At 32.3% G+C, this 22,313-nt stretch carries 18 protein-coding genes; 9 read left to right on the top strand and 9 right to left on the bottom strand.

Annotated features, from left to right (window positions below):
* Positions 1-7 precede the first annotated feature (7 nt).
* From FHK87_RS24215 to FHK87_RS24230, 4 genes are all read right to left on the bottom strand, one after another.
* Positions 8-847 (bottom strand): alpha/beta hydrolase, encoded by an 840-nt coding sequence (locus FHK87_RS24215; protein WP_140597469.1) that lies wholly within the window; start codon positions 845-847, stop codon positions 8-10.
* A complete protein-coding gene (locus FHK87_RS24220; RefSeq protein WP_140597470.1) occupies positions 844-1,212 on the bottom strand; it encodes a cupin domain-containing protein in 369 nt (122 codons plus the stop codon). The genes FHK87_RS24215 and FHK87_RS24220 overlap by 4 nt, the downstream gene beginning before the upstream one ends.
* Positions 1,213-1,219: 7 nt before the next feature.
* Positions 1,220-1,789, bottom strand: coding sequence for a hypothetical protein (locus FHK87_RS24225; protein WP_140597471.1), 570 nt, complete (start codon positions 1,787-1,789; stop codon positions 1,220-1,222).
* 147 nt (positions 1,790-1,936) lie between these two features.
* The gene (locus tag FHK87_RS24230) at positions 1,937-3,469 is read right to left on the bottom strand and encodes a helicase HerA-like domain-containing protein (RefSeq protein ID WP_140597472.1); all 1,533 of its coding nucleotides are present in this window, start codon (positions 3,467-3,469) and stop codon (positions 1,937-1,939) included.
* Between the two features lie 91 nt (positions 3,470-3,560).
* Here FHK87_RS24230 and FHK87_RS24235 point away from each other — a divergent pair, with 91 nt between their 5' ends.
* Together FHK87_RS24235 and FHK87_RS24240 are read left to right on the top strand one after the other, a co-directional pair.
* A complete protein-coding gene (locus FHK87_RS24235) occupies positions 3,561-4,025 on the top strand; it encodes a RidA family protein (protein WP_140597473.1) in 465 nt (154 codons plus the stop codon).
* Between the two features lie 107 nt (positions 4,026-4,132).
* Positions 4,133-4,762: a 7-carboxy-7-deazaguanine synthase QueE gene (locus FHK87_RS24240; RefSeq protein WP_140597474.1), complete on the top strand. Its 630-nt coding sequence runs from the start codon at positions 4,133-4,135 to the stop codon at positions 4,760-4,762.
* Between the two features lie 1,355 nt (positions 4,763-6,117).
* Here FHK87_RS24240 and FHK87_RS24245 read toward each other — a convergent pair.
* The gene (locus FHK87_RS24245) at positions 6,118-6,651 is read right to left on the bottom strand and encodes a DUF2911 domain-containing protein (protein ID WP_140597475.1); all 534 of its coding nucleotides are present in this window, start codon (positions 6,649-6,651) and stop codon (positions 6,118-6,120) included.
* Between the two features lie 259 nt (positions 6,652-6,910).
* Here FHK87_RS24245 and asnB point away from each other — a divergent pair, with 259 nt between their 5' ends.
* Complete coding sequence (asnB, locus tag FHK87_RS24250; protein WP_140597476.1) at positions 6,911-8,575, top strand: asparagine synthase B; 1,665 nt, start codon at positions 6,911-6,913, stop codon at positions 8,573-8,575.
* A 145-nt stretch (positions 8,576-8,720) separates the two neighbouring features.
* Here the strand turns inward: asnB and FHK87_RS24255 are convergent, their stop codons facing one another.
* Positions 8,721-9,893 (bottom strand): M12 family metallopeptidase, encoded by a 1,173-nt coding sequence (locus tag FHK87_RS24255; protein WP_140597477.1) that lies wholly within the window; start codon positions 9,891-9,893, stop codon positions 8,721-8,723.
* Positions 9,894-10,428: 535 nt separating this feature from the next.
* Here FHK87_RS24255 and gyrB point away from each other — a divergent pair.
* The 6 genes from gyrB (at position 10,429) to secDF (ending at position 19,472) form a co-directional block, all read left to right on the top strand.
* A complete protein-coding gene (gyrB, locus tag FHK87_RS24260) occupies positions 10,429-12,369 on the top strand; it encodes a DNA topoisomerase (ATP-hydrolyzing) subunit B (RefSeq protein WP_140597478.1) in 1,941 nt (646 codons plus the stop codon).
* A gap of 89 nt (positions 12,370-12,458) precedes the next feature.
* Positions 12,459-13,460, top strand: coding sequence for a DUF6588 family protein (locus tag FHK87_RS24265; RefSeq protein WP_140597479.1), 1,002 nt, complete (start codon positions 12,459-12,461; stop codon positions 13,458-13,460).
* A 107-nt stretch (positions 13,461-13,567) separates the two neighbouring features.
* Entirely contained in the window at positions 13,568-14,494 is a 927-nt protein-coding gene (gene mdh, locus FHK87_RS24270; protein ID WP_140597480.1) for a malate dehydrogenase, read from the top strand.
* Between the two features lie 75 nt (positions 14,495-14,569).
* Positions 14,570-15,508 carry a SecDF P1 head subdomain-containing protein gene (locus tag FHK87_RS24275; RefSeq protein WP_140597481.1) on the top strand — a complete coding sequence of 313 codons (939 nt, stop codon included), beginning with the start codon at positions 14,570-14,572 and terminating at the stop codon, positions 15,506-15,508.
* 114 nt (positions 15,509-15,622) lie between these two features.
* Positions 15,623-16,246, top strand: coding sequence for a hypothetical protein (locus FHK87_RS24280; RefSeq protein WP_140597482.1), 624 nt, complete (start codon positions 15,623-15,625; stop codon positions 16,244-16,246).
* 157 nt (positions 16,247-16,403) lie between these two features.
* Entirely contained in the window at positions 16,404-19,472 is a 3,069-nt protein-coding gene (gene secDF, locus FHK87_RS24285) for a protein translocase subunit SecDF (protein WP_140597483.1), read from the top strand.
* Positions 19,473-19,622: 150 nt separating this feature from the next.
* Here secDF and FHK87_RS24290 read toward each other — a convergent pair whose 3' ends face one another.
* The 3 genes from FHK87_RS24290 to FHK87_RS24300 all read right to left on the bottom strand — a co-directional run bounded on the left by FHK87_RS24290 (position 19,623) and on the right by FHK87_RS24300 (position 22,308).
* Positions 19,623-20,117 carry a DUF192 domain-containing protein gene (locus FHK87_RS24290; protein WP_140597484.1) on the bottom strand — a complete coding sequence of 165 codons (495 nt, stop codon included), beginning with the start codon at positions 20,115-20,117 and terminating at the stop codon, positions 19,623-19,625.
* Between the two features lie 109 nt (positions 20,118-20,226).
* Positions 20,227-21,582 carry a cell envelope integrity protein CreD gene (creD, locus tag FHK87_RS24295; protein ID WP_140597485.1) on the bottom strand — a complete coding sequence of 452 codons (1,356 nt, stop codon included), beginning with the start codon at positions 21,580-21,582 and terminating at the stop codon, positions 20,227-20,229.
* A 75-nt stretch (positions 21,583-21,657) separates the two neighbouring features.
* Complete coding sequence (locus FHK87_RS24300) at positions 21,658-22,308, bottom strand: DUF1361 domain-containing protein (RefSeq protein ID WP_140597486.1); 651 nt, start codon at positions 22,306-22,308, stop codon at positions 21,658-21,660.
* Positions 22,309-22,313: the final 5 nt, after the last annotated feature.

Raw genomic sequence — 22,313 nt, forward strand, 5'->3', positions numbered from 1 at the left:
TTATTATTTAAGCTCTTAGGAATTCAATAATCATAGTATCGACTTCATCAAAAAAAAGAGAATGTCCATAATTTTCTGTCGATACAAATTGTACTCCGTTCCAATTGTTACTAATAGCTACAGACTCTTGGTAAGGAGCGATATCATCATTTTTGTCATGAATGAGTAGCCCTTTTTGTGAGATGTTTTGAGAGAATTTGGATATAGAAAATTCATCAAAATAGAAACCATGTTTGTCTTTAAAGTATTGGCTCAGCGTATTCATAAACTTTGAAGAGAGGCGTAATGTTTGCTGAAAACCTTTCATAATTCTAGCGAGTTCTGAGGGAGGGGCTAGTACAACCAATTTTTCTATTTCTTGATTAGGATAAATATACTGATGAAAAAGAGTTGTCATGCCCCCTACAGAGTGCCCCATAATATGGTTTGGGCGATACAATTCAACAATTTTTTGAAGACATTGTGAATACAAAGGAATGTTTAGAATCTTTCCTGTAGAATATCCGTGAGCAGGTGCATCAAAAGCAATGATGTTATAATCTTGTTTTTTTAGTTTTTGTATTAACCCTTTCCAGCGATGAGAATTACTTTCCCATCCGTGAACAAGTAGTATGGTTTCTCCCAATCCTGCCCATCTATACGTTTGTACTTCAATATTATCTACAGCAACTACTTCGTCTACAGCATTTTCTAGAAAATCCTCTTGTTCAGGTAAAATTTTTCCTTTTCTTGGCGTGCAAAATAGTGTATATGATTTGCGAAGTGCTTTTTGCCGAGAAATTATAAACAGAAATTGAATATATTTTCCAAGAAGTATAGGGAGATATTTTTTATACTTTTCTTTCATTCGCCTTCGCGATGTACAGTTTCTATACTAAAAGCCGGAAGGCACACGGCGATATATTCACATGCTTCATCAAATGGGTTTGAATATTGAACTTTGGCGTTTTTATGGATTTTTATTGATTGTCCGGCTTCTAATATTATTTTTTCGTCATCAACAATCAATTGTTTTTTACCTTTTATGATATACGTATATTCGTCAAATTCTGGCGTTTGAAAAGGCTCACTCCAAAAAGGAGGTGCTATCATGTGAGCAATACTTACTTGATCATTCTGATCAGTAGCTTTTCCAAAATGTTCTTCGATCAATTTACCATCAGTAGTAGGAACTACAAAAGGAGATTTTTGAATGGTATAGTTTTTTTTCATTTGTATATTATTCTTCAAGATCCCAACTAATCCAAAAATTCTTGATTTTAGCAGAATCAGGAATATCGGTATTTGTTATTTTCTTGTCTGTATTATTCTGAAATTCTGTTGGCAATTCTTTTTTGTCTATGGTAAAGTATGCCTGAATACTATCAACAAATATAACAGCAGTGCTCAAGGTATTATTAATTTTTGAGACCGTATAATGATCTTTGATATCTTTAAATACTCCATCTGGAGATAAGCCAGAAGTAGTTTTGTATCTAGAATCTATAACTTGAATCGTTTGTATTGTAGAAGTAGGGTCTGATTCTTTTTTTACTTCTAAAATAAGGAGTTTATCTCCTCCCTTTTCATAAATTTCAATTTGATTTGTTGCAGATATGGATTGTGTGTCGGCAGTCGTTTTCAAAATTGAATCATTTGCAAAAATCGAATCCAATTGTTTGACTTGAGTAGTATGAGTTAATAATCCAATACGGTTTTTGGTAATCTCAAAAGGATCATTTTTTGTTTCGTTTTGACAACCAATAACTGCTAATGCTACAAATAGAGTTAGTAAAATTCTTAAGACCATGATGATTTAATTAAATGTGATATATCTGTATAAACGTAAAATATTTTAAAATACATATATGGTGCACTATCGAATATAAAAATATAATTTATTAGAGATACAATTTGTAATTATAATAGCTTTTACAATAAGTATAACATAATTATATTATCGTAATAGTTTGTTTAATACTCCTAATGCTCCCCTTATAAAAGTTGCACTTGTTAATACTTTGATAATCGCTTTTTCGGTAGCACTACTTTTTGGAGCACTTTTAGACCTTGAAGAAGTCTTATTTAGTTTTTCTCTTTCTTTTTTAGCAGCTTCCTGAGCTTCTTCAGCTTCAGCTTTTTCAATTTTTTTATTTAAAAGTTCATAAGCACTTTCTCTATCGATTTCCTCATTATATTTTGAAGCAAGTTTGGATTTTTTCAATACATCTTTCAACTCTTTATCGGTAAGGATATCCATTCTACTCATTGGTGCTCTCAACATAGTCGCAGCTAGTGGGGTAGGGCGCCCTTTTTCATCAAGTGCAGAAACTAATGCTTCCCCAATACCCAAAGATGTTAATATTTCTTTTGTATCATAATATTCTGAGATGGGGTAATTTTCGGCAGTAAGCTTAATTGCTTTTCTATCTTTAGCAGTAAAAGCTCTTAAGGCATGTTGTATTTTAAGCCCTAGCTGACTCAATACGCCATCTGGTACATCAGTTGGGTTTTGAGTAACAAAATATAACCCTACTCCTTTTGATCGGATAAGTTTTACGATACTTTCGATTTGATCCATCAATGCGTTTGAAGCTTCTTTAAAAATCAAGTGTGCTTCATCCAGAAATATGATTAGTTCTGGTCTGTCACTATCTCCTTGTTCTGGGAAAGTACCATATATTTCGGCAAGAAGGCTAAGCATAAATGTAGAAAACAATTTTGGTCTATCTTGTATGTCATTAAGTCTAATGACATTAATGACACCTCTGCCATTATCATCAAGTCGGCACAAATCATTTACTTCAAATGATTTTTCTCCAAAAAATAGATCAGCACCTTGTTGTTCTAATTCTACTATTTTACGTAAAATAGCGCCTGTAGATGCCGTAGAGATTCTTCCGTAGTCTTTTTCTAGTTCTTTTTTACCTTCTTGTGTAGCAAATTGTAATACTTTTTTCAGGTCTTTGAGATCGAGTAAAGGAAGTTTGTTGTCATCACAATATTTAAAAATTATTGCAATGATACCAGCTTGAGTTGAGGTTACATCTAATATTCTTGATAGTAAAACAGGTCCAAATTCACTTACGGTAGCTCTTAGTCTTACCCCATTTTGATCAGAAAGGGATAACATTTCTACCGGGAAATCTTTTGCTTCAAACGGGATTCCAATTTTTTGATGTCTTTCATCGATTTTAGGATGTCCCGGACTCGCTGCTGCAATACCACTAAGATCACCTTTAATATCCATTAATAATACCGGAATACCTTTATCACTTAAGTTCTCTGCCAGTACCTGTAATGTTTTAGTTTTTCCTGTACCGGTAGCTCCCGCTATTAATCCATGTCTGTTTAATGTTTTCAAAGGGATTTTTACATGAGCATTTGTTATCGTTTCGCCATTATGCATAGCAGCTCCCATTGCAATAAAATCACCTTTGGTAGTATAGCCTTGGTTGATATGATCAAGAAAATCTTTAGTATCACTCATAATAAGATGTAAATTTTGATAAAAATAGGAATCTTAACTTTTCTATAGAAATAATACGTTATTTTTAATGCTAAAGTAATTCTTTAAAAATATGATATTTTTTAGTAAAACTATTCTATTCGCATTTCTTTCGTTTTTTGTAGTGAGTACAATTCAGGCTCAGGATACAACCGATAAAGTGATTTTTCACAAAAGTCATGAACCTAAAAAAACAAAAGCACCTTTTTCTGATGCAGTTCAAGTTGGCAACTTGTTCTTTTTATCCGGTCAGGTTGGAATGGATCATACGACCAGAAAACTTGTAGAAGGTGGTATACAAGCAGAAACAAAACAAACTCTAGAAAATATAAAAGCTGTTTTGGCTCATCATAAACTAACAATGAATGATGTTGTAAAATGTACTGTAATTCTTGCTGATATTGATGATTTTAAATCTTTTAATGAAATCTATACTACTTATTTTCCACAGAAACCTGCCAGAACAACTTTTGCAGCAAAAGGGCTAGCAGTAAATGCTAAAATAGAGATAGAGTGTATTGCAATCAAAAAAGACTAATAGGTTGTAAATAAAATATTTCGAGGTTTTCTGTATAAATTTCCTGTGATAAAAAGTAATTTTTTATAGATCATCAATGTGTTATTATTGATTATCTTTGCACCCTTATGCAAAAAAGTATACAACAACTAGTGGATGAAGGTAAAATGCTTCCGCTTATGGAAGAATTTTATACAATACAGGGAGAAGGGTATCATAAAGGGACAGCGGCTTATTTTGTGAGAATTGGTGGTTGCGATGTAGGATGCCATTGGTGTGATGTAAAAGAGAGTTGGAATGCAGAAATACATCCTCCTACAGATACAGATGTAATTGTAGAAAATGCTGTAAAATATAGTGATGTTGTTGTGGTTACCGGTGGAGAGCCGTTGACATGGGACATGACTGTGCTTACAGCCACATTAAAAAGTAAAGGAGCAAAAACTCATATAGAAACTTCTGGAGCGTATCCACTAACTGGAGATTGGGATTGGATATGCCTTTCTCCAAAGAAAGTGAAATTACCTAAAGAGGATATTTATAAAAAAGCAGATGAACTAAAATGTATTGTTTATAATAATAACGATTTTGCATTTGCAGAAGAGCAAGCTTCAAAAGTTTCTGAAGATTGTATCTTGTATCTTCAGCCGGAGTGGAGTAAAAGAGAAAAAATGATTCCGCTAATAGTTGATTATGTGATGAAAAATCCAAAGTGGAAAGTTTCTTTACAAACTCATAAATATTTAAATATTCCGTAACATTTGAGTTAAATATTGGTTATATCTGATGTTTTTTGTGAAATTACAAGTAATTCGTGCTATTTTTCTTACGGAAAAACCATACTAAAAAGAATCTTTATCCTTTTGACAATTATGTGAATGAAAGAAAAGGATTACTTCGCTTCCTTATTTGATTGCCAAATTCTCTTTATATGTCTATATTATAGTCTATTATATCGATTTTTTTATTTTTTGTGTAAAGGCTTATTTGATGTCTGTCAAGATTGTATTAAATTTAAGTAAGTATTTAAAAACAAGATTCTTATGAAAAAATTTTACACTATTTTTGGGCTACATTACAAAACCTTTTTAGGTTTTATTAAAGAACTTCCAGGGGCATCTCTTTATGCCTTGCGACGATAATATCTTGGGGAATTTTCCACTCATTAATACAGACATTGAACTATCTTACTAGTATTAATACTTTGATGTAGTTAATTTTATATTAAAACTATAAATTGTTGATAATTAAACTTATAAAAGTTTTACGCAGATATTAAGTTTTTGTATTTTTAGTTATTGGGGAACGTTAATTTTTATTTCTAATTGAACTTGAAATAAATTTACTTAGATATTTAATTATCATTATTTGATTCAAACTTAAAAAAAGCTAAAACAGGGGAAAAACCCCCTAAAACGTAAGTATTTATTGTAAGAAATATCCTTATTTATTTTTGTTATATTATTACTTTTTTAGTTTTATATCGATTATTGGTTGAATTATATCTAAAACACTATTTTGAAAGTGTTAATTTCTTTCCCTCAATATTTGTAAGTAGTATCTTTGTGTAATAAATTATAAATCAATCGATTATGAAATTATTTTACGGTATTTTTATTTTAGATTTAAAAGCTTTGAAGGCGTTTTTAAAGCAATTACCATCTGCTTGTAGCAATGCTATACATAGATAAAAAGATTAGGTAATAAAGAAGAAATGAATTGTTGAATTAATTAAAAAAACTATTTAAATAACTTTTTTGAATTTCTTAAAAATGTTTGTTGTCGATAATACTTTGATCTTTATCTAAAAAGCACAATAATTTTGCTACAGACTTACTAGGGGATTCTATATTTGTCGAAATATATTAATAACTAAATAAAAAAATATGGGGCTATTTTACACAAAATTTAGATTAACATTCAGAGTAGTAATGGATTTTTTGAAAGAACTACCTGGAGCATCAGGACATGCGATTCATAGATAAGAAATGAATCCATTATTAAACATAAAATTTTTATGGGGGTAAAAATAACCTGACTTTTGTCAGGTTATTTTTTTATTCTTATCATTGAAGATATATCATTTGATAAGAGTTGTTTTATAATGATAGGATTATAAATGGAAAGGTACTTCTACAATAGAAGTTTCCCAACCCATAGCCATATGATATCCTTTGTCTACTTTTTTGAATGCTATAGAAAATACTTCTAGTTCTTCTCCTTTAGTTACAGGAACTTTAATTCTCGCTACATCTTTACCCTCGTCGTATGTATATGCTCCCCAACTGTCTAAATCAGAATTGATGATAATGGTCCATTCTTTTTGTCCAGGAATTGTAAACAAAGAATATGTTCCTGCTTTAATTTCTTTGTCTCCCATTTTTACATCTTTAAAGAATTTGATTTCTGTAGCTTCGTCTGCTCCTGTTCTCCACACTTTGTCATATGCAACAAGATTTCCAAAAACTTCGCGACCTTTTTTCTGAGGACGACTGTAGATAACTTTGATTTCTGGTTTAGCTCTTCTATCTACTTTGGCATATGCAATATCAGTAGGACTTTTTTGTAAGCCTGAAAATTTTTGAGCATTTGCCGTTGATAGAGTTCCTATTAGCATAATAACAACTAAAAAGAGTGATTTTTTCATGATTATAAATTTATATTTATTTAATAGACGTAAAGATATCCTCGAACTTAAATGATAAATGTTAATCGTATCTATAAAAATTGTTAAAAATTACAAATAACAATTTAATAGTCGAATTGATCATATTTGTATTATTTAGTTATATTTAAATAGTTTTAATTGATTTTTTGTTTCAAATTGTAATCGTTTTTTGATTTTATGTTTTTATAATGTAGTTAAGAATCAATATTTGCATATATAATTATTAGAAATATAAGATATGTGCGGAATTGTTTGTGCTTTTGATTTGAAGCAGGATTCAGAAATTTTAAGATCTCAGCTATTAGAAATGTCTAAAAAAATTAGGCATCGAGGTCCTGATTGGAGTGGTATTTATGCAAACACTAATGCTATTCTTGCTCATGAACGCTTAGCTATTGTAGATCCTGTCTCAGGAAAACAACCCTTGTTTAGTGAAGATAAAAAATTGATTTTGGCTGCAAATGGAGAAATATATAATCATAGAGAATTAAGAAAAAGCTTTGAAGGGACTTATAATTTTCAAACAGAGTCTGATTGTGAGATTATTTTAGCACTATATAAAGAAAAAGGGGCAGCTTTTTTAGATGATCTGAATGGGATTTTTGCTTTTGCTTTGTACGATGCAGAAGAGGATTCATATTTAATATCTAGAGATCATATGGGGATTATACCTCTTTATATGGGGTGGGATCAAAACGGTACATTTTATGTCGCTTCAGAATTAAAAGCCTTAGAAGGCTTTTGTACAAAAGTTGAATTGTTTCCTCCGGGTCATTATTTATATAGTAAAGATGGGGAATTGAAAAAATGGTACGTGAGAGATTGGAGTGAGTATGAAGCTGTTCAAGAAAACCAAACTAGTATAGAAGAATTGCGAGATGCTCTTGAGGCTGCCGTACATAGGCAATTAATGTCTGATGTTCCTTATGGTGTTCTCTTATCGGGAGGTTTAGATTCTTCTGTTACTTCTGCAATAGCCAAAAAATATTCAGAAAAACGAATAGAGTCAGGAGATACAAAAGATGCATGGTGGCCTAAATTACATTCTTTTTCTGTTGGATTAGAAGGTTCACCTGATCTAGAAGCAGCTAGAAAAGTAGCAGATCATATAGGTACTGTACATCATGAGATTAAATTTACAATACAAGAAGGGCTTGATGCAATCAGAGATGTGATTTATAAATTAGAAACATATGATATAACCACAATAAGAGCCTCTACACCTATGTATTTGATGGCTAGGGTCATTAAGTCAATGGGAGTAAAAATGGTTTTATCAGGAGAAGGAGCAGATGAAATTTTTGGCGGATATCTTTATTTTCATAAAGCACCAAATGCAAAAGAATTTCACGATGAAACTGTGCGTAAATTAGGTAAATTGCATATGTATGATTGTCTTAGAGCTAATAAGTCACTTGCTGCATGGGGTATAGAAGGGAGAGTTCCTTTTTTGGATAAAGAGTTTATAGATGTAGCTATGAGAATTAACCCAAAGGATAAAATGATTAATGGTGAGCGTATGGAAAAATGGGTAATCCGTAAAGCATTTGAATCATATTTGCCAGAAAGCGTTGCGTGGAGACAAAAAGAACAGTTCTCTGACGGAGTTGGATATAGCTGGATTGATACCTTGAAAGAAATTGTTGAAAAAGAAGTAACTGATGAACAAATACAAAATGCTCACTTTAGATTTCCTATTCAAACCCCACAAAATAAAGAAGAGTTTTATTACCGTTCGATATTTGAAAGCCATTTCCCTAGTGATACAGCGGCACTAAGTGTCCCTCAAGAACCTTCTGTTGCTTGTAGTACAAAAATTGCATTAGAGTGGGATGAGGCATTCAAAAATATGAATGATCCTAGTGGTAGAGCAGTTGCTAATGTTCATGAAGAAGCATATTAATTTGAATATTTAATAGAATATTTTCAGAAAGAATTCTTTTTTTGAAAGGATCAAAAAATAAAACAGGAGACTCATTTTTTTGAGCCTCCTGTTTTTAGGTAAGTTGAGATTATGTTTAAGTCAGTTTAAGATAGGATGTCTTTGGTTAGTTGCCACACTGTCCTTGATTCGACCATCTTCCATTACTTTGTAGTTCGTATAAGAATCCTCTAAAAGTAACCTTGTCACCCGCACTGTACCTTGTATTTCTGCTGTATTCAGAAACTCCATTACAGATATCTTCTTCTGGGTTTGAGCCGCACTCTTTAATTCTATTCCATCTAGAGAAATCTCTTTCATATAAAAAACCGCGGTAAGTAACTCTGTCACCTACTTGATAGCTTCTATTTCTAGACCACTCTTCAACTCCTTCGCAAGTATCAGGGTTGCCATTTCCGTCACCACCACCATTATCTCCAGGATATGCTTGGTTTGTTCCTGCAATATCACCAGAAGATAATCTTGCACTTCTTCTCGGATATACGCTACCATCTAATCTTGTAATTGTAGGTCTTCCATTTTTACTAAATGTATATGCTCCGTACATCATCGTAGATTGGATATCAAAATCACCTATTAATTGAGCTCTGTCGCTTTTTCTGAATTGACTTTCTGCTCCATTTTGGATGTTTTCAAATAAAATTCTTACATGATTGTCTCTATCAGATCTATTTTGTTCATGTATGTATCCTAGAGTATGTCCAATCTCATGGATCATAACTACCTCACTAGTTCTGGTTCCGATTCTAATTACACCTCTATTGCCTATTACACCGAGATTTGCAGAACCACAATTACAACTTCTCCCATCATTTGATATGGTTACATAATAATTTTCGTTAGTTCTTTGTTTGAATTTTACATTGGTCTTGGTTGACCATTCTTCCATAGAGTTTCTGGTAACCTCAATTTGATTTGCGGTTAGGCTATTGTCTAAAACATAAATTACAGTATTATTAGGCCATTTTCTAATCCCTCCGGCTAATCCTAGTTTTGTACTAACTTCTCCGGTAGGCTCAGGGTTTTGTTTTAAATCAAAAGCAGCATCTGATAATTGATCAGGAGATAATAAAATATCAGAGCCATCAAGTTTGTATGTTTCACTGTCAATTTTTTCGACAAGTACTTTTTCTCCTAAAAAGAACTTTTCAGTTAGTTGTACTTCGTTGTCGCTATTTTCAGGGGCTTCTTCGAAATCTTCGCTAGAACAAGAAGCTGCAATAAGTCCTAAAATTAATGTAGTTACCGTTGTTGATTTAACAACATTTTTAAATTTCATGAGTTTCAAAATGATTAAAATTTTTGAGTTTGTGAATTAATATGATTAATTAGTATATATAATCTCGATTTAAAAATATTATAAAAGAATAGTATGTGTAGGTATAAATGATTATCTGTAGAGATCTGACTAGTAATCGTTTTGTTGTTTTAGTTTTTGTTACTAATTATTTGATATTTAAATTGTTGTAAGGTTGTTTTTTGATTAAAGTATTAACGATTTTTTTGAATTTTTTATTTTGAATTTTATTTTTTTATGAAAAATTAATAATGGGATTCAAAATAAGAATTGTTATTTACGTCCTGTAAGCTCAAAACTAAAATGTTAAAAGGAATTAACAGAAATGTTATTTTGATCTTAAATGCGTTTTAAGGCTGTTTTTATCGATTTTAAGAGCATTTTTCTTTTTTCTAGTGTTTTTCTTAACTAATTGTTGATAACTCTTTAAATCATCGAGGATAAAATTCTTTTATCCTTTTACTCTTTTTTTATCTTTGTTTGTTGACCAATATTTATAATAAAACAAAGCTGGTTTATGAGCGAGGAAACAAATAAAAATAAGTATTCTGCCGATAGTATTCAGGCATTAGAGGGGATGGAGCATGTACGTATGCGTCCGTCTATGTATATTGGAGATGTAGGTGTAAGAGGGTTACACCATTTAGTATACGAGGTAGTCGATAACTCTATAGACGAAGCTCTTGCAGGGCATTGTGATACTATCGAAGTAACAATAAATGAGGATAACTCTATAACAACAAAGGATAACGGTCGAGGAATACCTGTAGAAATTCATAAAAAAGAAGGGGTTTCAGCACTAGAGGTTGTAATGACTAAAATAGGTGCTGGAGGTAAATTTGACAAAGATTCTTATAAAGTATCTGGAGGACTTCATGGAGTTGGGGTTTCTTGTGTGAATGCTCTTTCTGATCATTTGCATGCATATGTGCATAGAGATGGAAAAGTATGGGAACAAGAATATGAAAGAGGAAAAACTTTATATCCTGTAAAATCTACTGGCGATACTGATTTTAGAGGTACTATCGTTACTTTTAAGCCAGATCCCACGATATTTCAGCAAACTACAGAATATAATTACGATACTTTAGCAAGCCGTATGCGGGAACTGGCATACCTTAATAAAGGAATCAAAATTACACTTACTGATCTGCGTCACAAAGATGATAAAGGAGAGTTTGTGTCCGAGACATTCCATTCTGAAGAAGGATTAAGAGAGTTTGTTAAGTTTCTTGATGCTAGTCGTAACCCTATTATCGGTAGAGTCATAGCTATGGAGGGAGAAAAAAATAATATCCCTGTAGAAGTAGCTATGATATATAACGACTCCTATGCAGAAAACCTTCATTCTTACGTGAATAATATTAATACGCATGAAGGGGGAACACATCTTTCTGGTTTTAGAAGAGGATTGACATCTACATTAAAAAAATATGCAGATGCTTCAGGAATGTTGGATAAACTAAAATTTGAAATCGCAGGAGACGATTTTAGAGAAGGACTTACTGCTATTGTTTCTGTAAAGGTAGCAGAACCGCAATTTGAAGGGCAAACCAAGACTAAATTAGGAAATAGAGAAGTTACTTCTGCGGTATCTCAGGCAGTTTCCGAAATGTTAGAAAACTATCTAGAAGAGAACCCATCTGATGCAAAAACAATAGTAGAAAAAGTAATCCTTGCCGCTCAAGCAAGACATGCAGCAAAGAAGGCTCGTGAAATGGTGCAGCGTAAAACTGTCATGAGTATAGGAGGGTTACCCGGTAAATTATCAGATTGTTCAGAACAAGACCCTGCTTTGTGTGAAGTATTTCTTGTAGAGGGTGATTCTGCAGGTGGAACGGCAAAACAAGGTAGAGACCGTAATTTTCAGGCAATATTACCATTGAGAGGTAAAATATTGAATGTAGAAAAGGCCATGCATCATAAAGTATTTGAAAATGAAGAAATCAAAAATATTTTTACTGCATTAGGGGTAACTATAGGTACAGAAGAAGATAGTAAAGCACTTAATATCTCAAAATTACGTTACCATAAAATTGTAATTATGTGTGATGCCGATGTCGATGGTAGCCACATTTCTACATTGATCTTAACATTCTTCTTTAGATATATGAAAGAACTTATAGAAGGGGGGCACGTTTATATTGCAGCTCCACCGTTATATTTGGTTAAAAAAGGAGCTAAAAAACAATATGCCTGGAACGATGACCAAAGAGATATTATCATGAAAGAGTTTGGAGATAATGCCAAAATACAACGATATAAAGGTCTTGGAGAGATGAATGCAGAACAACTTTGGGATACTACTATGAATCCTGAGTTTAGAACATTAAGAAGGGTGAGTATTGATAATCTAACAGAAGCAGATCGTATTTTTTCAATGTTAATGGGAGACGAAGTGCCGCCACGTAGAGAGTTTATAGAAAAGAATGCAGTGTATGCTAATATAGACGCATAATAATGCTATCATGTTATAATATGATCGCTATATCTTAAAAGGTATAGCGATTTTTTTTATATTGCACTGCCTATAAAAACCCGAATCCTATGAAAAAATACACCTTGTTATTAGCGTTGCTTCTTACACGTGTTGGATTTTCACAAACAGATATAAACCAAATTTTAGAGATAGGGCTTGATAATGCTCAGAAATTCAGTGAAGATTATTTTGATGCCGCAGGAGAATCTCTAATCAATGCAGTATCAAATGGATGGTACAATTCTGCAAAAGTTAAAGAGTTATTTCACTTTGAAGTTGGTATCGTGGGAAATCTTTCTTTTATAAGAGAAGAAAAAAAATCTTTTGTATTAGATACCAGAGAATATAACAATCTTGCGTTTAGAAACGGAACTGTAAGACAAACCGTAGGTAATGTTTTTGGAGCGAATCAACAGGACGTAGCAGTGGTTATCACAGATGGAGTTGGAGCAGGACTAGAAGTAGTATTGCCCGGCGGTATTTCAGACTCAGAAATGGGAGTCGTGCCTAGTGGTTTTTTACAAGCTTCTATGGGATTGATTAAAAGTACTGAAATAAAATTAAGATTTCTGCCAAAGGTAAAAGCAATTGAAGATGCAGAAGTACAATTGTACGGGATAGGATTTCAGCACGAATTTACAGACTGGGTTTTTCCATTAAAGAGATGGCCGGTTAGACTTTCTGGATTAGTGGGATATACAAATGTAAAAGGCTCATATGATATAGATGAAAATAGTCAAATCCCGGGAGAAGATCAAAAAGTAGAATTAAATTCGAATGCTTTTTTTATTACCAGTATTGTATCAACAAGGTTACCTGTTTTAAATTTTTATGGAGGGATTGGCTATTATTTTGGAAATAATGATGCAGAAGTTTTAGGAACCTATCAAGTGCAAAATGGACCTCTTTCATCCCAAACACTAACAGATCCAATCAGCGTAAAAAACAAAACAAATGGAGTTAAAGCTACAATAGGAGCAAAGGCTCAATTTGGTGTTTTTAGAGCGAATTTGGATTATTCACTTCAAAATTTTCAAAACCTTTCTCTGGGGGTACATTTTGGCTGGTAATTAACGTTTTATTTGTTAATGAAATCGTGAAAGAATTCGTATTTTCGCGACAGAATTAGAATGATTCTAAAACTTTAGTTAATTATTAATCAAAATAACAAATAAAAATGAAAGTTACAGTAGTAGGTGCTGGTGCCGTAGGCGCTAGTTGTGCTGAATATATAGCGATAAAGAATTTTGCTTCAGAAGTAGTATTATTAGATATCAAAGAAGGATATGCAGAAGGTAAAGCTATGGACTTAATGCAAACCGCCTCTTTAAATGGTTTTGATACTAAAATTACAGGTACTACGGGAGATTATTCAAAAACTGCAGGAAGTGATATTGCTGTAATTACTTCAGGGATTCCTCGTAAACCGGGAATGACAAGAGAAGAGCTTATTGGGATTAATGCAGGTATTGTAAAAGATGTATCTTCAAACTTAATACAACATTCACCAAATACGATAATTATTGTGGTAAGTAACCCGATGGATACAATGACATATCTGGTTCATAAAACTACAAACCTTCCAAAAAATAGAATTATTGGTATGGGTGGTGCTTTAGATAGTGCACGTTTTAAGTATAGATTAGCAGAAGCATTAGAAGCACCAATCTCTGATGTAGATGGTATGGTGATAGGAGGTCATAGTGATAAAGGGATGGTGCCTTTAACCAGATTAGCGACTAGAAATAGTGTTCCTGTTTCAGAATTTATTTCTGAAGAGCGATTAGAGCAAGTAGCGGCAGATACAAAAGTAGGAGGTGCTACACTTACTAAATTATTAGGAACTTCTGCATGGTATGCTCCAGGAGCTGCAGTGTCAGGACTTGTACAAGCTATTGCATGTGATCAAAAGAAAATTTTCCCTTGTTCTACTTTCCTAGAAGGAGAATATGGATTAAATGACATCTGTATTGGTACTCCTGTAGTGTTAGGTAAAAATGGAATCGAAAAGATTGTAGAAATCGAATTAAGCGATGCCGAAAAAGCAAAACTTACAGAAAGTGCAGAAGGCGTTACCAAAACTAACGGTCTTTTAGAACTTTAAACATTGAGTATTATAATCGTATCATATAAGAAAAGAGCTGCCACTAGGTAGCTCTTTTTGTATAAATCTATAATAATGTCTTATCTTAAATCAATTGTTTTTCTCTTTATCTGTATATCAGGTTTATCTTCTTGTAATTTGATAGGAAAATCCTACCCTAAGCCGAATAAGAGTATAAAAATGACAGTGTCTTATTCCAGTAATGTGACCGAACAAGAAAGAGAAAATATCGTAATATCTATTACAAAGAGGTTAGAAATAATTGGTAAAAAACCAAAAATAGAAAGGCGAGATGCTAAAAATGAATTGAATATTGAAATTGCTACAAATTATGAGGTAAATCGAGTAAAAAGGATCATAGAAACCGAAGGTAAGATTCAATTATTTGATGTGTTTAAAAGAGAAGAAATGATGCCTTTTTTTAAAGAAGTTAATGCTTTGATAAGTAATGAGGATGATCCAAATAATTTATTCAAACTTTTTGTGCAAGAAAGAAATAATTTTGATCAGATATTATTCTATGTTAAAGAAAAAGATACAGCACAAGTATTCTCATATTTGCAAATGCAAGTCGCTCAATCCAGCCTTCCATCAGAAAAGAAATATATAAAGTTTGTTTGGGGAAAAGAAGATATTGTTACAAAAAGCTTCCCTTTGTATGCAATAAAAATAGAAAAAGATCCTACAATGATTTTTAATGGGCAAATGATTAAAAATGCAAACCAAAGCTTTGGGCAGTTAGGAAACCCATCTATACATATAGAAATGAATGAGGAGGGTGCTAAACTTTTTGAAAAACTCACCCAGAGAGTATTTGAAGAGCAGTCTAATATTGCTATTGTTTTTGATGACATCGTTTATACTGCCCCTTCGGTATCAAGTCCAATTAAAGAAGGAAGAGTAGAAATTAGTAATGCTTTTTCTCAAGAAGAAGCTCAAGATCTAGCTATGATTTTGAATAGCGGTGCGATTTCTGGTGTACAGATTGAAAATATTGAAGTAGAGCAACTTTAATACTTAAATCATTGAAGATATTTTTCAATAATAATATATAGAATGTTATGCGGTAATTATATATTTAATGTGAGTACTTTGGTTATGAAGTTTTTATTTTTTTATATTTGCCGCATGAAGAAAAAATGGTACTTCAGAACTCTTATCGCTGTATTAGCAATGCTTATTGTTATTCAGCAGAATGCTGTTGTACCTAATCAAGAAATTGTCTTAGAATTTGATGATGCCGAGGTAACATCTTTAGAAGCTCAAAATGCAATAGCAATTGTAAAAAAACAATTACAATCAATTGGTGCTGTAAATACAAGAATATCAAAGGAGCTAAAAAATGGTAAACTTAAAATTAGCTATTATAGCGATGAAGATGTAGAATGCATAAAAAAGATTCTTTCTGAAGAATCTAGCATAGAAGATAATCATATTGCTAATAGCAATGAAGGCAATGATAAACTTCCTTTAGATAAAAATACTACAAATTATAACTTTGATGTCTACGAAATCCAAAAGAGTACCGATTTTGATACTGACTTTAATGGGAAACTTGTTTTAGAAATAAAGCAAAAACAAGACAAACAAAATTATAAAAATGACTCATACGATTTTACTTCAATAATTGAAATTACTAATGATTTTGAGAAACGTAGTAAAGTCAAACAAAAAGTACATTCAGCTATTGTATTAGCAATAGATAATACTTCATATAAAATCCCGGAAGTTCGAGCCGGCCCTACAGTTTAAGATTACTATCAAAAAAGAAAATTATTAAAAAACTAAGACAAAGTTTTTTAATTACTACTTACTTATACAAATGATGATCATAAATTGATCCATCATAAATACTTAAAACAAATGTCGAATGCATCATGTTTGATGATTCGACCTAAACAAATCAATAATGCAAAATAAAGGACTTGTTAGGATATTCGCCATATTATTTGGAGCGGTATGTATATATCAGTTATCATATACATATATTACCTATACAAAAGAAAAAGAAGCAGAAGCATATGCACAACAGAAATATGCAGAAACAGTAGAGAATTACTCAAAGTTAAGAGAAATCGCAGAACGTGAATATTTAGATTCTATAGGAAAAGAAGAAATATTTGCTTCTATTAGTTATAATGATGCAAAAAGTAAAGAGCTTAACAAAGGTCTGGACCTTAAAGGAGGAATCAACGTTATTCTTCAAATCTCTGTAAAAGATATTTTAAAAGGATTAGCAAATAATTCAAAAGATCCATCATTTAATCAGGCATTACTGGCAACAGACGAATTACAAAAAAATAGTCAAAATACATATATAGAAGACTTTTTTATAGAGTTTGAAAAAATACCGGATGCGCAACTTGCATCTCCTGATATTTTTGCAAATAAGAACCTGAGTGATGATATCACATATGATATGACTAATGATCAGGTAAGACCAATCTTAAGAAAGAAAATAGATGAATCAGTAACCTCTGCGTTTGAAGTATTGCGTAAGCGTATTGATAAATTCGGGGTAACTCAACCAAATATCCAGCGTTTAGGAGAGTCTGGTCGTATCTTAGTAGAATTACCAGGTGCAAAAGATGTAGATAGGGTTAAAAGTTTATTACAAAGTACTGCTCAGTTAGAGTTTTGGGATGTATTTAAGTCAGAAGAAATTCTTCCTTTCCTATTTGCAGCGAATAATGTATTAAAAGAAGCAGCAGACGAAACAAAAACGTCAAAACCAGAGGTAAAAGAAGAAACTGATGAAGCAATTTTAGATTCAACACAGTTAGACTCTACTCAAGTTGAGACAGTTCAAGTTGATAGCACAAAAACAGATGCCGATTCTGCTATAGAAGATTTACTAGAAGATGCAGAAGACTCTACTGTAGTAGAAGAACAAGTTAATCCTCTATTTGATCTTATAGCAGGTCAAGGAGGTCAAGGAGGTCCTGTAATTGTTTCTGTAGCAAAAAAGAACGCAGATCAGTTTATGTCATACCTTAATGATCCAAAAGTAAGAGCTTTATTACCGTTAGAGCAACGATATGTAAAGTTTGCTTGGGGAAAACCGGCTAAAGATTCAGAAATATTAGACCTATATGCTATAAAAGGAAACCGCGATAATACACCAGAACTTAGTGGAGGTGTAATCACAGATGCTACGCAAGCGTATGATCAAACAAACAATGTAGTAGTTTCTATGCAGATGGATGGTAAAGGTGCTAAAAAATGGGAAGAAATGACCGAACGTGCCTACAACCAAAGAAGTCAAATAGCAATCGTGCTTGATGATGTAGTGTATTCTGCTCCAGGAGTTTCCAGAGGAAAAATTAGTGGAGGTAGAAGTGAGATATCAGGAGATTTTACTATAGAAGAAGGACAAGATTTGGCAAACGTTTTAAGAGCAGGTAAACTTCCTGCTTCTGCAGACATTATTCAAAGTGAAATAGTGGGTCCATCATTAGGACAAGAAGCTATTGATAGTGGTATTATGTCTTTTGCTATTGCTCTAGGACTTATTTTGATCTGGATGATTTTTTACTATGGAAAAGCAGGAGCTTTTGCTGATGTAGCCTTGGTAGTAAATATTCTATTCATCTTTGGTGTATTAGCAGGTTTAAAAGCTGTTTTGACACTACCTGGTATTGCAGGTATTGTATTGACTATAGGTATGTCTGTAGATGCCAATGTACTTATCTTTGAAAGAATCAGAGAAGAATTGGCAAAAGGGAAATCTCAGGTAGATGCAATTAGAGACGGTTTCAATAATGCATTGTCTTCTATTCTTGATGCCAATATCACCACTGGATTAACTGGTTTGATTTTATTAGTTATCGGTACAGGGCCAATTAAAGGTTTTGCGACAACATTATTGATCGGTATTTTAACCTCTCTATTTACTGCGATATTTGTGACTCGTCTATTTATCGATGGGTATGGCAAAAATGGAAAAGAACTAGCGTTTTCTACTGGAGCTACCAAAAACCTATTCAAAAATGTTAATATAGATTTCTTAAAAAAGCGCAAGATTGCTTATGTTATTTCCGGGATTATTATTCTTGCCGGAATTGGGTCATTATTTACACAAAGTCTTGATTATGGAGTTGATTTTGTAGGGGGTAGAACATATACTGTACGTTTTGCAAAAGATGTAGTACCTACAGAGGTAGAAAAAGATCTTGTTGCTGTTTTTGAAAGTGCTCAGGCAAAAACACTGGGAGCTAATAATCAATTAAAGATTACTACAAAATATAAAGTAAATGAGACAGGAGAAGGTATCGATACTGAAATTACAAATAAACTATACGAAGCATTAAAGCCTTATTTAACAGAAGGATTAACGTATGACGAATTTGCTAATGGTAGTGATGATAAGCAAGTAGGGATCATGTCGTCTATGAAAGTTGGACCTACTATTGCAGATGATATCAAGCAAGCTGCATTCTGGTCTGTTTTAGGATCTTTAATTGTAGTATTCCTGTATATTCTATTTAGATTTAGAAGATGGCAATTTAGTTTGGGTGCAGTTGCTGCAGTATTCCATGATGTATTGGTAGTACTTGGAGTATTCTCTTTGACTTGGAAATTTATGCCTTTCAATATGGAAATCGATCAAGCATTTATTGCAGCTATACTTACTGTAATAGGATACTCACTTAATGATACAGTGGTTGTTTTTGATAGAATTAGAGAATTTTTTAAAGAACATACTGGTAGATCTTTAGATGCGAATGTAAATGGAGCTTTAAATAGTACTTTGAGTCGTACATTAAATACTTCTTTAACAACTTTACTGGTGCTTGTAGCCATTTTTATATTTGCAGTACCGCTTCGAGGATTTATGTTCTCTCTTATTATAGGTGTGCTTATAGGAACATATTCTTCTTTATTTATTGCAACGCCTATTATGCGAGACTCTGTTAAAAGAGTTGGGTTAAAAGAGGAAAAAACAAAAGAAGAGCAAGAAGTTGCAACAGCAAAATAATTAGATATGAACTTTTCTAAGGTATTTTAGAAAATTCAATACAAAAAAAAGCCCTATCAAATTTTGATAGGGCTTTTTTGTTTTTCAAAATGTAATAATGAATTTGTCTTACATTTTTTGTACTTATATTTTTTATGTAAAAAGAATCAACTACATTTTAGTAAACGATATAGAATCTCCTGCTTTTAGATTCCATTGATCTGATAATTTGGCGTTTATTTCTAATACGTATTGTGCAGGCCCTTCTGATGGTAAAGAAGATTCATCTAATGGTTGTGCATTTTTTTGAATACTCACTACTTTATGTTTGCTATCAATAAAAATAATATCAAGTGGAAATCGGGTGTTTTTCATATAGAACGAATGTGGTTCTTCATCAGGAAAGACAAAAAGCATTCCTTGATCGTTCTTCATAGATTCTCGGTACATGAGCCCTGTTTGTATTTGATAATCATCATCTGCAATTTCAATATCAATTTTTTTAATAAGCTTTGGGATAGAGTCAGAAAGCGAAAATAATGATAATTCTCCCTCTTTAGAAAAAGTAATTTCTTTGGTTTCTAGCACTTGGTCTTTCTTTTCATTTTTACAAGAAATTACAGTATTGAGTAATGCTAAAGCTGCTATTAAGTGGATTTTTGTCATCAAAAATAGTTTTAAGAGTAAATGTATACAAAAAGCCGCACTTCAAAAATATGAAGCACGACTTTTTGATTGTTTATTATAATAGATATATGTATTTTATGTAAGTGACTTAATCGTTTTTCCAATCAATACGACGAGAGATCATCATGATCGTACCCAAGATTAGAAATAAGCCAATACTACCAACTAATAAAGCATAATTTTCTAATTGTATAATTACAAAGATAAAGCTGTATAATGCCGTTAATGATATGGCAACAAATCCCATAAATTTTATGCTCTTTAAAATAGCCTTAGAGTATATACTGGTCAATAGGATTACTGCTGTTCCTGCAATGATATATGCTTGTAAAAAACTAGAATGTTCAGAAATTGAAATTAGTAATGTATAAAACATAGTGAGCGCTAATCCAATCATCAGATATTGAAAAGGATGAATATCTATTTTACTAATCGTTTGTATCAAAAAGAATACAAGAAAAGTAAGCGCTATTACCAGATAACCGTATTTTGCAGCTCGCTCGCTTTTTTGGTATTCATCTACTGGGATCAATAGCTTTACACCAAAAGCAGAATTATTAATTTGTGGTAAAGCTCCGAAGAATTCTTGTTCGAATTCTCTATTAATTTGTAAAACTTTCCAGTTTGCTTTGAAGCCATCTTTTGAAATTTCTTTGGTTTTGGTATCAGGAAGATAATTACCATTAAAACTTGGAGATGCCCAATCGGATGTCATCGATACATTTGTCTCTCTTCCTACAGGAATAAATCTAAGTTGCTCGCTTCCATTTACCATTAAATTCATGTGAAATGAAACTGTATTTTCTTTTGGTAATGAAGTTTCTTCGAGAAATTTGGTCTCAAGCATATTAATGTATGAGTTTTCTGTGTATTTTGACCGTAGTGGATAGTTTTTGTTTCCTATATTTAATTCTAGGTTATTACGAATACCTTTCAAGTTTGTTGAGTTGATAATAACTGTAGCTTTGTTCCATAAAATATCGGAAGCCTCTATATCTTGTATCTCAAAATTTGGAACGGTAAAAGATCCTTCTATTTTCATATCAGCAGTATATACAACAGATTCATAAATGCTTCTGCCAAGGGTTTCTGATTCAATATTGGCTTTGATATCTAAAGTATTCGGAAAAAAGAATGCGTGTTTTACTGTAATAACATCTTCTTCTATATATGTTTTTGTTTTTTCATCCCATGATTTTTTCAAATGATGTACCTGATAAGGAATTTTAAGTGCAGGACCATATAGAAGTACTTCGTTACCCCATTTTTGATTGATCTCACTTACAACTTCTTGTTGTCTGTAAGAACGTTCTTTGATTAAGCTTTTTACATACGATAAAGGGATAAGTAATATGAGGATAAGAATCCCGATCATAATCATTCTTACGGTGATTGATGTTTTGAGCCATTGCCCAAAAGACTTTTTTTGTTTTTGATTTTCCATAGTTTAATTGTTTAAAAATTTTATTCTAAATGAGGGGTTTTTTTGAATTTGCTATTTTGAGTTTGATACTAATGTTTATTCTTTTTTTCTGTGATATGATTGCATCGTCCTGTAAGTGATGATCAAGAAAATTCCGAAACCTAAAGTAAAGGCCCATGTATTGACATATTGTGTTGGAAATATGATCCTTTTGGCGATATCAGAAATGATACCCATAGGATCTTGTATGATGTCCCAGCTATTCCATCTTAAGACTCTACCTAGATAAATCCCAAAGCCACAAAGTATAAGTATCAAATGGATCATTAAATCTGTAATGGTTTTAGAAAATCGCTCTCTCAGCAATTCTTGCATCATGGATAGAGAAGCAAAGCCAATAACTAAACCATTGATTGCAAATGATAGAATCAATAATACATCGAACCATACAGACGATAATGTACTTGTTCTGATATGCTGTAAATCAGTTAGGATGTATGGAGAGTTAGGAAGAAAGGCTAGCCAAATCCCAAAACACATCCAAAAAATAAAATGATTTACTTTTTTTAAGCTCAATAGAAGTGTAACTGCATATGGTATACAGGCTAAAAATAGATTCCAAATTAAAAATATAAATAAAATAGATTCGGTTTTAATGACCCTGATCAATACCAGAATAAAACTGAATGATACAGTCAATATAAATCCTTTAACAAAGGGAAGCTGTTTATTAATTGTTGCGTTCATGATAA

This window comes from Aquimarina algicola (assembly GCF_006443095.1).
GTDB classification, from domain to species: domain Bacteria; phylum Bacteroidota; class Bacteroidia; order Flavobacteriales; family Flavobacteriaceae; genus Aquimarina; species Aquimarina algicola.